Origin of the sequence: Kitasatospora sp. NPDC047058, from assembly GCF_040643935.1 — a bacterium.
Lineage (GTDB): Bacteria > Actinomycetota > Actinomycetes > Streptomycetales > Streptomycetaceae > Kitasatospora.
In genome coordinates this window covers 1-12,272 of record NZ_JBEYVJ010000214.1, presented here as the reverse complement: position 1 = coordinate 12,272, position 12,272 = coordinate 1, and the positions used below count along the sequence as shown (strand labels likewise).

10 protein-coding genes and 1 pseudogene are annotated in these 12,272 nt (G+C 76.5%); 8 read left to right on the top strand and 3 right to left on the bottom strand.

The features are described from left to right. From ABZ885_RS26245 to ABZ885_RS26235, 3 genes and pseudogenes are all read left to right on the top strand, one after another. Positions 1–470, top strand: a pseudogene (locus tag ABZ885_RS26245) (hypothetical protein); the annotation flags it as partial. Between the two features lie 136 nt (positions 471–606). Continuing rightward, positions 607–1,737: a sulfite oxidase gene (locus ABZ885_RS26240; RefSeq protein WP_360193332.1), complete on the top strand. Its 1,131-nt coding sequence runs from the start codon at positions 607–609 to the stop codon at positions 1,735–1,737. A 14-nt stretch (positions 1,738–1,751) separates the two neighbouring features. Then, complete coding sequence (locus tag ABZ885_RS26235; protein ID WP_360193329.1) at positions 1,752–3,221, top strand: MBL fold metallo-hydrolase; 1,470 nt, start codon at positions 1,752–1,754, stop codon at positions 3,219–3,221. A 52-nt stretch (positions 3,222–3,273) separates the two neighbouring features. Here ABZ885_RS26235 and ABZ885_RS26230 read toward each other — a convergent pair whose 3' ends face one another. Further along, positions 3,274–3,969, bottom strand: coding sequence for a type 1 glutamine amidotransferase domain-containing protein (locus ABZ885_RS26230; RefSeq protein ID WP_360193326.1), 696 nt, complete (start codon positions 3,967–3,969; stop codon positions 3,274–3,276). A gap of 248 nt (positions 3,970–4,217) precedes the next feature. Between ABZ885_RS26230 and ABZ885_RS26225 the strand changes: the two genes are divergently transcribed. Further along, the gene (locus tag ABZ885_RS26225; protein WP_360193335.1) at positions 4,218–5,171 is read left to right on the top strand and encodes a LysR family transcriptional regulator; all 954 of its coding nucleotides are present in this window, start codon (positions 4,218–4,220) and stop codon (positions 5,169–5,171) included. Between the two features lie 173 nt (positions 5,172–5,344). Here the strand turns inward: ABZ885_RS26225 and ABZ885_RS26220 are convergent, their stop codons facing one another. After that, positions 5,345–6,934, bottom strand: a complete 1,590-nt coding sequence (locus tag ABZ885_RS26220; protein ID WP_360193323.1) for a hypothetical protein — start codon at positions 6,932–6,934, stop codon at positions 5,345–5,347. Beyond that, on the bottom strand, positions 6,910–7,869 hold the full coding sequence (locus ABZ885_RS26215; protein WP_360193320.1) for an ATP-binding cassette domain-containing protein: 960 nt from the start codon (positions 7,867–7,869) through the stop codon (positions 6,910–6,912). The genes ABZ885_RS26220 and ABZ885_RS26215 overlap by 25 nt, the downstream gene beginning before the upstream one ends. Positions 7,870–8,214: 345 nt before the next feature. On the opposite strand from ABZ885_RS26215, the gene paaK reads away from it, so the two are divergent. The 4 genes from paaK (at position 8,215) to ABZ885_RS26195 (ending at position 12,249) form a co-directional block, all read left to right on the top strand. After that, positions 8,215–9,561 carry a phenylacetate--CoA ligase PaaK gene (gene paaK, locus ABZ885_RS26210; RefSeq protein WP_360193317.1) on the top strand — a complete coding sequence of 449 codons (1,347 nt, stop codon included), beginning with the start codon at positions 8,215–8,217 and terminating at the stop codon, positions 9,559–9,561. A gap of 102 nt (positions 9,562–9,663) precedes the next feature. After that, complete coding sequence (locus ABZ885_RS26205; protein WP_360193314.1) at positions 9,664–10,269, top strand: disulfide bond formation protein DsbA; 606 nt, start codon at positions 9,664–9,666, stop codon at positions 10,267–10,269. 117 nt (positions 10,270–10,386) lie between these two features. After that, positions 10,387–10,779: a metalloregulator ArsR/SmtB family transcription factor gene (locus ABZ885_RS26200; protein WP_360193311.1), complete on the top strand. Its 393-nt coding sequence runs from the start codon at positions 10,387–10,389 to the stop codon at positions 10,777–10,779. Positions 10,780–11,061: 282 nt separating this feature from the next. Continuing rightward, complete coding sequence (locus ABZ885_RS26195) at positions 11,062–12,249, top strand: MFS transporter (protein ID WP_360193308.1); 1,188 nt, start codon at positions 11,062–11,064, stop codon at positions 12,247–12,249. Positions 12,250–12,272 lie beyond the last annotated feature (23 nt).

The following is a 12,272-nucleotide window of genomic DNA, read 5'->3' as shown; positions in this document are numbered from 1 at the left end:
GCGCGGCGCGGGCCGCGGCGGCCTCCGCGGTCCGGCGCGGTGAGTGCCCGAGCTGCACGGCGCTGCTCCACCCGGTCGCGGCAGAGGCGTTCGCGGCCTTCGGCGACGCCGGCGGCGCGGCCGAGCACGCGCAGGCCGCCCAGCGGGTCGCAGCCCGGTTCGACAGCTCGGCCTGGCGGGCGATGGCGCAGTCCGCCCTCGGCTCGCTGGCCGCCGCCCGCGGCGACCCCGTCGGCGCGCGCAGGCGCCACCTGGCGGCCGCCGGCCTGTACGAGCGGGCCGGGCAGCCGTACTGGACGGCCCGCGCCAAGGCCCAGGCGGCCGCCGCGGGCGGTGGCCACGGCACGGGGGCTGCGGACCGCCGGCTGCGGGCCGAGGCGGCGGAGGTGTTCGAGGCGCTCGGCGCCCGCCGCGCGCTGGCCCGGGTCCGCGAGCCGGGCGGGGTGCCGGTGGGAGGCGGTGCGGCGTGAGCGTCGGGTGCGGTGTGAGCATCGGGTGCGTCCGGTGCGTCGGGTGCGGTGGATGCCTCGGGTGCGGTGGATGCGCCGGGTGTGCGAGCCGGGCGTGGCAGCGGCAACGGTACGGCGGACGAAGGCGGTGACCGGGATGACGACGACAGCCCGCAAGGGGACGGCCGCCGAGGGCTGGGCGCCCGAGACGGTCACCGCGGACCCGTACAACGCCCAGACGCCGGCGGCGGCGCTGGCCGAACCGCTCACCCCCACCGGCGCGTTCTTCGTCCGCGACCACTTCGGCGTGCCGCGGCTGGGCCGGGCCGGCTGGCGGCTCCGGGTGGACGGCCTAGTGGACGCCGAACTCGACCTCGGGTACGCCGAGTTGCTGGCCCTGCCGATGCGCGAGCTGGACGTCGTGGTGGAGTGCGCCGGGAACGGCCGCAGTCTGATGACGCCCCGCCCGCCCGGCGTGCCGTGGGAGCAACGCGCCGTCGGGTGCGCCAGGTTCGCCGGGGTGCCGCTGCGGGCGGTGCTGGCCCGGGCGGGCCTGCGGTCCTCGGCCGTGGAGCTGGTGTTCACCGGGGCCGACGCGGGCGACCTGCACGGCAGCCGCACGGCCTTCGAACGGAGCCTGCCGGCCGGTCTCGCCCGGCACCCCGACACGCTGCTCGCCACGCACATGAACGGCGCCCCGCTGACCCCCGGCCACGGCGCGCCGGTGCGGCTGCTGGTGCCCGGCCGGTACGGCGTGGCCGATGTGAAGTGGCTGGTCGGAGTGCGGGCGGTGGCGCGGCCGTTCACCGGACCGTTCCAGGCCGAGGAGTACGTCTACCGGCACTCGCGCACCGGCCGGGACGGCACGCCCGAGGGGCCGGTCGGCGAGATCCGGGTGAAGTCGCTGGTCACCGCCCCGGAGGCGGGAGCGCGGCTGCCGCTGGGCCTGGTCTGCACGGTCCGCGGACGGGCCTGGTCGGACGGGGTGCCGGTGCACCGGGTGGACGTGCGGGTCGGCAGCGCCGGCTGGCGGCCGGCCGACCTGGCGCCCGCCGCGGGCCGCTACGCCTGGACGGAGTGGACGTACCGGTGGACCCCGCGGCTGGCGGGGCCGCGGCTGCTGCTGGCGCGGGCCACCGACGCCGAGGGGCGCACCCAGCCGCTGCGGACACCGTGGAACGAGCAGGGGTACGGGTGCAACCGGGTGGCCGGGGTGGAGGTCGTGGTGGTGGCACCGCCCACCGGAGGGTCCCGGCCCGGCCGGACGCGGGCAAGCGGGCAGCCTTGAACACCGCGAACGGCGTGAGCAGGACGAGCGGCACGAACGGCGGGGGCGGCGCGGGCGGTACGGGCGGCAGCGGTACGAGCGGTACGGGCGGGACGAACGCCGTCGAGTCGTTCACCACCGCGGCCCTCGGCGACACCAGCCACCTGCTCACCGCGGGCGACGAGGCCCTGGTGGTGGACCCGCAGCGGGACTGCTGGCCGCTGCTCGCCTCCTGCGAGGCGCGCGGGCTCCGGATCCGGTACGTCCTGGAGACGCACGTCCACAACGACTACCTGTCCGGCGCGCTGGAGATCCGCGCGGCGACCGGGGCGACGGTCGCCGGTCCGGCCCGGGCGGGCTACGGCTTCGACCACCTGCCACTGGCGGAGGGCGACGAGCTCACCCTCGGCGGGCTGCGCGTCCAGGCCCTGGAGACGCCCGGTCACACGGCCGAGCACACCGCCTACCTGGTGCTCGGCGCGGGCCCGGACGGCGACGCGGGCGGCGGCCGCCCGGTGGCGGTGTTCACCGGCGGCAGCCTGCTGGTCGGCAGCGCCGGCCGCACGGACCTGTCCGGCCCCGCCCGGACCGAGCACCTGGCCCGCGCCCAGTACCGCTCGCTCCGGAGGCTGGCCCGGCTTCCGTCCGGGACCAGGGTGCTGCCCACCCACGGGGCCGGCAGCTCGTGTTCCATCGGGGCGGACGCGACGGAGCGGACCAGCACGGTGGGCGACCAACTGCTGGCCAATCCCGCGCTGCTGGCCGCCGACGAGGACGCGTTCGTCGCCACCCGGATGCTCGGCCTGCCGCCGGCGCCCGCCTACTACCGCCGGATGGGCCCGCTCAACCGGGCCGGTCCGGCCGTCCTCGGCGGGCCGCCGGTGCTGCTGCCGATGACCCCGGACGAGGTCCGGCTGGCGGTCGACCGCGGCGCGCTGGTGGTCGACGCGCGGGACCGCCGCGCGTTCGCCGACGCCCACCTGCCCGGCTCGCTCGGCAACGAACTGGACGGTTCCTTCGCGGCGTTGGTCGGCGAGGTGGTGCCGTTCGGCCGTCCGCTGGTCCTGGTGCTGCCGGAGCCGGTCGCCGACGCCGGCCGCGAGGCCGTCCTGCAACTGCTGCGGATCGGCTACGAGGCCTGGCTGGTGGGGTGGGTGGACGGCGGGGTGGAGCGCTGGCGGGCGAGCGGGGGGCCGCTCGCCGTGATCCGGACGGCCGACGTCTCCGAGGTGCGCGGCGCCCTGGCCCGGGACGGGGGACTGCCGGTGCAGGTGCTCGACGTGCGGTCCGCCGCCGAGCCGCCGGTGCCCGGTGCGCTCGCCGTCCCGCTCACCGAACTGCCCGGCCGGATCGATGAGTTGCCGCCCGGCCGGGAGTTCTGGACGGTCTGCGGCCGGGGCCGCCGGGCCACCGTCGCGGCCGGTCTGCTCGCCGCCGCCGGCCTTCCGGTGACGGCCGTGGTCAGCGGCGGCGCACACGACCTGGTGCACGAGCTGCGCGGGTGACCCACCGGCCGGGCGGCGCGGCGCCGGTGCGTGCGCGAGGGGCCCGGCGGGCTCAGCCCAGCCTGCGGAGCAGCTCGTCCGCGAGCGGGACGGACGAGGCCGGGTTCTGGCCCGTGACCAGGTTCCGGTCGACGACCACATGCGGGGCCCACGGCTCGCCCTCCTGGAAGTCGGCGCCGGCCTCCACCAGCCGGGTCTGGAGCAGCCACTTCGCCTTGTCGGCGAGGCCGGCCTGGGTCTCCTCGGCGTCGGTGAAGCCGGTCAGGCGGTAGCCGGCGAAGGCGTTGCCGCCGTCGGCGCGGGTGGCGGCCAGCAGCGCGGCCGGGCCGTGGCAGACCACGCCGAGCGGCTTGCCCGAGTCCAGGGCGGCGACCAGCAGACGGCCGGAGTCGGCGTTGACGGCGAGGTCCTCCATCGGGCCGTGACCGCCGGGGTAGAAGACGGCGTCGTAGTCGGCCAGGTCCACGTCCTCCAGCCGGACCGGCTGCCGGAGCCCGGCGAAGGCGTCGAGGCCGGCCGCGATCCGCTCGGCGCCCTCCGGCCCGCCGTTCACCTCCGGCGCCAGGCTGCCGCGGTCGACCGTCGGCACCACGCCGCCGGGCGTGGCGACGGTGACCTCGTGCCCGGCCGCCGTGAACGCCTGGTACGGGGCGACGGCCTCCTCGGCCCAGAAGCCGGTGGGGTGCCGGGTGCCGTCCGCGAGCGTCCAGTGGGTGGCGCCGGTGACGACGAAAAGGATCTTCGACATGCTGGGAGCTCTTCTCTCTAGGGCAGACCGGGGGAGGACGCCGGCCGGCTCGGCGATGAACCCGACGATAGGGCGGGAGTCCGGCGTTCGACCAATGGCAGTGCCGATACGTGGCATAGGAATTCCGATGGGTGGGGCGGAGCGGAGCGGCATAGGCTTGCCGGGTGAGCCCCCGTGATCCGTCCGCCGGTCCCGCGCCGTCGAGGCCCGCGCCGTCGAGGCCCGTGGCGTCGATGCCCGCGCCGTCGATGCCCGCGCCCGGAGCGCCGGCCCCGGCGCCCGGCGTGCCGGCGCCCGAGCCCGGGGTGCCCGCCGACCTCAACCTGCTGCGCACCTTCCTGGCCGTCTACCGGGCCGGGTCGTTCACCGCGGCCGGGCAGGTGCTGGGCCTGTCCCAGCCCACCGTGACCACCCAGATCCGCACGCTGGAGCGGCAGGGCGGGCGCGAGCTGTTCGAACGGCTGCCGCGCGGGGTCGCCCCGACGGCCGTCGCGGACGAACTGGCCGCCCGGATCGCCGCGCCGCTGGACGCGCTCGCCGCCGCGACCGGTACCGGAGTCCGGCCCGCCCGGGCCGTGGAACCGGTGCACCTGGCCGGGCCGGCCGAGCTGCTCTGCACCCTGGTGCTGCCCGCGCTCGCCCCGCTGGTCGCCGACGGGGTCCGGCTGCGGGTGACCGCGGGGCTCACCGACCAGCTGCTGGAGGAACTGCGCGCGGGCCGCCACGACCTGGTCATCGCCACCACCCGCCCGCGCGGCCGCACCCTGGCCGCCGTGCCGCTGGCCGACGAGGAGTTCGTGCTGGTCGCCGCACCCGTCTGGGCCGCCCGCCTGCACGGACGGCTCGCCGCCGAGGGGCCGGCCGCCCTGCACGAGGTGCCGCTGGTCGCGTACGCGGAGGACCTGCCGATCGTGCGCCGCTACTGGCGCCACGTGTTCGGCCGGCGCCTCGACTGCCGCGCCGCGCTCACCGTGCCCGACCTGCGCGGGGTCGTCTCCGCGGTGGCCGCCGGGGCCGGCTTCGCGGTCGTCCCCCGCTACCTCTGCGCACCCCTGCTCGACTCCGGCGCCCTCGTCCGGCTGGACGATCCCGCGGACCCGCCGATCAACACCGGCTACCTCGTCCAACGCCCCGGCACCCCCGCCAACCCCCACCTCGCCCGCGTCCGCGACCACCTGCTGGCCGCCGCCCGCACCTGGTGAGCCGCGGCCCGTCCCGGTCTCGGGGCGGGGCGTGAGCCGGCCTCGGCGCGGCCCGATCACGCCGCACCCCGGAGGCGGCGGACCGTCCTCCGTGTGACGGTCGCACACCCGGCGGCCGCCAGGAGCAGCGCCGGCGGAGCAGCGCCGCCGGCGCCGGCCCGCTGGAGGCGGCTTCACCGCCTCACCTCCCGGCGGGCCGCGGCGGCCAGGAAGGCGGCGGCCAGCAGGGCCAGCGCGGCGGCGGCGACGAGCAGGGGGCCGGGGCCGGCGGGGTGGCCGGCGGTGCGGACGGCGCCCATGAAGTCGAGCGCGGCCACCTGGTTGACCACCAGGTAGCAGAGCGGCAGGTAGAGCGCCTGGAAGACGCGGTGGGTACGGGAGAGCACGCCGAGGGCCAGGGCCAGCGACGGGACGAAGAGGGCGCCCGCCGTCCAGGCGGCGAGGCCGGGGCCGTCACCGGCGACGGCGAGGCGGATGCACGGGGCCGCCCCCGTCACGGCGGTGAGCACCACGCCGGACGCCCACTCCGCGAGCAGCCGGCGGCGCCGCGCCGGGTAGGCGGCGAGCAGGACGTCGAGGTCGTGCTCGGCCGCCTGGCTGCCGAGCCGGGACCAGAGCAGCACCGGCCACACCCAGAGCGCCGGCAGCACGACGCCGGTGACGTCGTCGAGCGGGACGGTCAGCCCGGCCAGGGTCAGCCCGCCGGTGACCAGCCACCACCACCGCGACACCCCGCCGAGCAGGATCCGCACCTCGCCGGCGAGCAGCCGCCCGAAGGTGGCGCCGAACGCGGGGGCGGTCCTGGGCAGGGCCACGGTGGCGGGTACGGGGGCGGGCAGGGCGGCCGCACCGGAGGGCTCGGCGTTCGCGCCGGCGGGCGGGCCGCCGCGTGCCGGGTCGAAGCGGCCGAACCAGAACGCGGGCAGCACCGCGACGGCCGTCGCGAGCAGCACCAGCAGCAGCCTTTGGAGCAGGAACCCGCCGTCGAGCCCGGCGCCCGCCCAGCGGAACGGCACCAGCGGGGTGTCCACCCTGGTCAGCCCGAGGCTGAACTCCCCGTCGCCGACGTCACCCGTGACGCCCAGGGCGGCACGGAGCGATCCGGCGGCCTGGGCGACGCCGAGCCCGCCGAACGCCGCGCCCGGGGACTGCCCGCCGATGGTCACGGCCAGGGCGACGAAGAACCAGACCACGTTGCCCGCGCCGCCGCGCAGCAGCGGCAGCGTCTCGAACAGGACGGCCGCCGCGGCGGTCGCGGCGAGCAGCGGCAGCGCCGTCACGAGGAAGGGCGTCGACAGCGCCACCGGGTCGACCGCGCGGTCCTCGCCGCGGACCAGCTGCATGGCGACGGCGGTCAGGGCGAGCACGCCGAGCATCGAGCCGAGCACCAGCAGGTTGCTGAGGAACTTCGCCAGCAGGTAGCCGGAGCTGCGCAGCGGGGTGGCGGCGAGGACCTGGCCGACCCTGGTCTCCTCGTCCCGGCCGATGCCCTTGCGGACGACGTAGAACCCGCCGACGGTGAGCCAGAGCGCCCCGGCCAGCGCGGTCGCGAGCCCGACGTAGGCGCTGTTGTACTCGCCGCGGTAGCGCCCGACGGCCAGGATCACCCAGTGCCCGTCGGCGGGCGGGACGGCCAGGCAGCCGAGGCCGACGGCGGCCAGCAGGGTGACGGCGTAGGCCGGGCGCCGGACCCGGTCACGGAAGTCGCCCGCCGCCAGGCGGGCCAGGGCACCGGCGGTCACCGCCGCACCGCCGGCTGCCACGGCGCGCCCTCCGCGCCGGGCCCGGTGAACGGCCCGCCGAGTGGCCCGCCGAGCGGACCGCCGAGCGGACCGGCCGCCGGCCGGACGATGGCCAGGTAGGCGTCCTCCAGGTCCGGTGCGACCGGGACGGCGTCGCCGGACGGGGCCCGGTCGGCGAGCACCCGGAGCCGCACGCCGTCGGCCGTCCGCACCATCCGGCTGACCGGGTACCGGCCCTGTACGGCGGTCACGGCGGCCGGGTCGACCAGCAACTCCCACACCCGGCCCGCCAGTTCTCCGGTGAGCTGCTCGGGGGTGCCGCGGCGCAGCAGCCGGCCGCCGGCCACGAGGGCGAGGTCGGCGGCGACCGACTCGACGTCCGGGACGATGTGGGTGGAGAGCAGCACGACCCGGGTCGCCGCCAGCTCGCTGAGCAGGTTGCGGAACCGGACCCGCTCCTCCGGGTCGAGCCCGGCGGTGGGCTCGTCGACCACGAGCACCTGCGGGTCGGCCAGCAGCGCCTGCGCGATGCCGACCCGGCGCAGCATGCCGCCCGAGTACGCGCCGAGCGGGCGCTTCACCGCCTCGGTGAGGTTGACCAGGGCGAGCAGCTCCTCGATCCGGGCCCGGGCCGAGCGGGCGGAGAGCCCCTTGGCGGCGGCGAGGTAGCCGAGGAACTCGCGCGAGGTGAGGTTCGGGTAGACGCCGAAGTCCTGCGGCAGGTAGCCGAGTTCGCGGCGCAGCAGGTCGGGCTGGGCGAGCGGGTCGGCGCCCCGGTAGCGGAGCCGGCCGGCGGTCGGCCTGGTGACCGTGGCGACGATCCGCATCAGCGAGGACTTGCCCGCGCCGTTGGGCCCGAGCAGGCCCAGCAGGCCGGGCCCGAGCTCCAGGGAGAGGCCGTCGACGGCCCGTTTCCCGCCCTTGTAGACCTTGGTGATGTCGATCAGTTCGAGCATGCAGCTCCGCCCTCTCGGTCGGCCCGGTGGTGACGTGGTCGAGCCTTCCGGACCGGCGGCGCGCTGCCATCTGCCGTTCGGCAGATATGCAGCCATGACTTTCGTCATGCCCGGTCCCGCTTGCGCCTCGGCCGTCCATCGGGGCGCGCCTCGGCCGCACGTCGGCCGTGCGTCGGCCGCACATCGGGGCGCGCGGCGCCGGGACGGGACGGCAGGGCTCCGGCCTGCGCGGCGACCCTTGACAGGCGGTTCGGGTGCTGGATTACTTGGCCGTGTCCGAGCGCGTACCGAATGGTCGGTCGGCGGTCGGTGCGGCCGGCCGTCTCCGACGGTGGAGGAGTAGCGATGACCAGCACGCCGGCCGGCCCGGAGCCCGCACGGACCCGCCTGGGCGAGCCGCTCCCGGACGGACTGCTGGACGCCGGCGAGCGGCTGACCGGCGAGGAGCTGCGCGCGCTCCAACTGACCCGCCTCCGCCACACGCTGCGCCACGCCTACGACAACGTCGAGCTGTACCGGAGGAAGTTCGACGCGGCCGGCGTACGGCCCGAGGACTGCCGGACCCTGGCCGACCTGGCGCGCTTCCCCTTCACCACCAAGGCCGACCTGCGCGACACCTACCCCTTCGGCATGTTCGCCGTCCCGATGGAGCAGGTCCGCCGGATCCACGCCTCCAGCGGCACCACCGGCCGGCCCACCGTGGTCGGCTACACCGAGCACGACCTCTCGGTCTGGGCCGACGTGATGGCCCGTTCGATCCGCGCGGCCGGCGGCCGGGCCGGCCACAAGGTGCACGTCGCCTACGGGTACGGCCTGTTCACCGGCGGCCTGGGGGCGCACTACGGCGCCGAGCGGGCCGGCTGCACGGTGATCCCCGCCTCGGGCGGCATGACGGCCCGCCAGGTGCAGCTGATCCAGGACTTCCGGCCCGAGATCATCATGGTCACCCCCTCCTACCTGCTCACCCTGCTCGACGAGTTCGAGAAGCAGGGCGTGGACCCGCGGGACACCTCGCTGCGGGTCGGCATCTTCGGCGCCGAGCCGTGGACGGAGGAGATGCGCCGCGAGATCGAGGAGCGGATGGACCTGCACGCCGTCGACATCTACGGCCTCTCCGAGGTGATGGGGCCGGGCGTCGCCCAGGAGTGCGTGGAGAGCAAGGACGGGCTGCACGTCTGGGAGGACCACTTCTACCCCGAGGTGGTGGACCCGCTGACCGACGAGGTGCTGCCGGACGGCACCCGCGGCGAGATCGTCTTCACCTCGCTCACCAAGGAGGCGCTGCCGGTCATCCGCTACCGCACCCGCGACCTCACCCGTCTGCTGCCCGGCACGGCCCGCCCGGCGTTCCGGCGGATGGAGAAGGTCACCGGCCGCAGCGACGACCTGATCATCCTGCGCGGGGTGAACGTCTTCCCCACCCAGATCGAGGAGATCCTGCTCCGTCTCCCGGCCGTGGCGCCGCACTTCCAGCTGCGGCTGACCCGCCGGGGCCGGCTGGACCACATGACGGTCCGGGTCGAGGCCCGGCCCGACGCGACGCCCGAGCAGCGGGAGGCCGCGTCGGCGGCGATCGTCCGGGCGGTCAAGGACGGTGTCGGGGTGACGGTGGAGGCCGAGGTGCTGGACCCGTACAGCCTGGAGCGCTCGGTCGGCAAGATCAAGCGGATCGCCGACCTGCGGAACGCCTGACCCGCGGGCCGGGCCGTCCGCCGGCCGGGGAGCAAGTGGCCCAGGAACCGCGGGCCGGACCGGCCCTGTCCGCCGGTCCACCCGGCCCCTAGGCTCGGCGTCGTGACCAACAAAGTCGACTTCTACTTCGATCCCGTCTGCCCCTTCGCCTGGATCACCTCCCGGTGGATCCTGGAGGTCGAGCGCCACCGCGAACTCGACCTCACCTTCCGGGTGATGAGCCTGTCCGTCCTCAACGAGGGCCGCGAGGACCTCCCCGAGCGCTACCGCCGCCTGCTCGACACCGGCTGGGGGCCGGTGCGCGTCTGCATCGCCGCCGCCGAGCACCACGGCGAGCACGTCCTGCGCGACCTCTACACCGCGCTCGGCACCCGCCTGCACGACCAGGACCGGCCGGCCGACGACACCGTCATCCGCGAGGCCCTGGCCGAGGCCGGGCTCCCCGAGTCGCTGGCCGACGCGGCCCACAGCACCGCGTACGACCTCGCGCTGCGCAAGAGCCACCACGAGGGCATGGACCCGGTCGGCGAGGAGGTCGGCACGCCGACCATCCACGTCGACGGCACCGCGTTCTTCGGGCCGGTGCTCAGCGCGATCCCGCGCGGGGAGGACGCGGTGAAGGTCTTCGACGGCGTCCGGCTGCTGGCCGGCTACCCGAAGTTCTTCGAGCTCAAGCGCACCCGCACGGGGTCGCTCGACTTCTCCTGAGCCGCCGCCGGCCGCTCACCCATGGCACCGCCGCCGTGCCGCGACCCTGCTCTCGGGGCACGCGGCGGCGGCGCGCGCACGGGTGAGCCCGTACGGCGGGAGCTCTACGATGTGCCCATGAGCGGGAGCCTTCAACTGTCAGGTGCGCATCGGTCGCAGCAGCCCGGCGCTGGCACGCTGCCGGGGAGCGGCGAGGCGGCGGGGAACGACGAACGGCTGGAGACGGCGGCCGGGATCCTCGCGCTGCTCGCCGACCGCACCCGGCTCGCGCTGATGCAGCGGCTGAGCGAGGGCGAGGCCGATGTGACGACGCTGACCGAGGCCTGCGGCGCGGCCCGGCCGTCGGTCAGCCAGCACCTGGGCAAGCTGCGGCTGGCCGGGCTGGTCACCACCCGCAAGGACGGCCGGCGGGTGGTCTACGCGCTGCGGCACGGTCATCTGCGCCGGCTGGTCAACGAGGCGCTGAACGTCGCCGACCACCAGATCAGCGGGCTGCCGCCGCACGACTGAGCCGGGCCCGGCGGGACGCGGGTTGCCGTCACGCGGGCGGCCGGGATGAGGGCTGCCGGGATGAGGGCTGCCGGGATGAGGGCTGCCGGGAGGCGGCCGGGAGGCGGCCGGGCTGTGCGAGGGCCTCCTCTCGGCAATAGGTGCACACGTATGCACATGTTGTCCTATGCTGATGTCATCGCCCCGGCGTCCCGGCGCCCTGCCACCGCGCCGGCGCCCTGCCGTCCTGCGCACCGTCGTCCGCCCGCCGCCGTCCGGCGGGCCGAGTCCGAACGGGGTCCCATGCTGTCCGTGCTGCGCGAACGCACCTACCGGCACCTGTTCGCCGCCCAGGTCGTGGCCCTGGTGGGCACCGGACTGGCCACCGTCGCCCTCGGCCTGCTCGCCTACGACCTGGCCGGCGCCGACGCCGGCTCGGTGCTCGGCACGGCGCTGGCGATCAAGATGGTGGCCTACGTGGGGATCGCGCCGGTGGCCGGTGCGCTGGCCCACCGGATCCCGCGCCGCCGGCTGATGGTCGCCTCCGACCTGATCCGGGCGACGGTCGCGCTCGCGCTGCCGTTCGTCGACGCGGTCTGGCAGGTCTACCTGCTGATCTTCCTGCTGCAGTCGGCCTCGGCGGCGTTCACCCCGGTGTTCCAGTCGGTGATCCCCGAGGTGCTGCCCGAGGAGCGCGACTACACCCGCGCGCTGTCCCTGTCCCGGCTCGCGTACGACCTGGAGAGCGTGGCCGGCCCGGTGCTCGCGGCGGGACTGCTGGCCCTGGTCGGCTACCACTGGCTGTTCTGGGGCACCACGGCCGGGTTCCTCGCCTCGGCCGCCCTGGTGGTCTCCGCCGTCGTGCCGAAGCCGGTCCCGGCCCCTGGCCAGGCCCCGGCCCCGGGCGCCGATTCCCGTGCCGGCGCGCCCGCCTCCGGTGTGCTCGCCCGCTCGGGCCGGGGCCTGCGCCTCTTCCTGGCGCGGCCCCGGCTGCGCGCGCTGCTCGCGCTCGACCTCGCGGTCGCCGCCGGCGGCGCCATGGTGATCGTCAACACCGTCGTCTACGTCCGGGACCGCCTCGGCCGCCCGCCCGGCGACGTCCCGCTCGCGCTCGGCGCCTACGGCGCGGGCTCGATGGCGGTCGCCCTGCTGCTGCCTCGTGCGCTCGACCGGCTGTCCGACCGCGCGGTGATGCTCCCGGCGGCCTTCGGCACCGCCGGCCTGCTCGGCGCGCTGGCCGGGCTGACGGCGGCCGGCCCGGCGTCCTGGCGCTGGCCCGCCCTGCTGGCGCTCTGGGCGGCCTTCGGTGCGGCCGGCTCGCTGATCCTCACCCCGACCGGCCGTGTCCTGCGCGACGCGGTCGCCCCCGCCGACCTGCCCGCCGCCTTCGCCGCCCAGTTCTCGCTCTCACACGGCTGCTGGCTGCTCACCTACCCGCTGGCCGGCCGCCTCGGGGCCATTTCGCCGAGGTCATCGGGCAGGAGCACGTGACCGCTCCGCTCCAGCAGGCCCTG

What these genes read in the sequence shown, in the direction of transcription:
- ABZ885_RS26240 (WP_360193332.1), top strand. Translation starts at nt 607, where the DNA reads ATGACGACGACAGCCCGCAAGGGGACGGCCGCCGAGGGCTGGGCGCCC.
- ABZ885_RS26230 (WP_360193326.1), bottom strand. Translation starts at nt 3,969, where the DNA reads ATGTCGAAGATCCTTTTCGTCGTCACCGGCGCCACCCACTGGACGCTC.
- ABZ885_RS26225 (WP_360193335.1), top strand. Translation starts at nt 4,218, where the DNA reads ATGCCCGCGCCCGGAGCGCCGGCCCCGGCGCCCGGCGTGCCGGCGCCC.
- ABZ885_RS26215 (WP_360193320.1), bottom strand. Translation starts at nt 7,869, where the DNA reads ATGCTCGAACTGATCGACATCACCAAGGTCTACAAGGGCGGGAAACGG.
- paaK (WP_360193317.1), top strand. Translation starts at nt 8,215, where the DNA reads ATGACCAGCACGCCGGCCGGCCCGGAGCCCGCACGGACCCGCCTGGGC.
- ABZ885_RS26200 (WP_360193311.1), top strand. Translation starts at nt 10,387, where the DNA reads ATGAGCGGGAGCCTTCAACTGTCAGGTGCGCATCGGTCGCAGCAGCCC.
- ABZ885_RS26195 (WP_360193308.1), top strand. Translation starts at nt 11,062, where the DNA reads ATGCTGTCCGTGCTGCGCGAACGCACCTACCGGCACCTGTTCGCCGCC.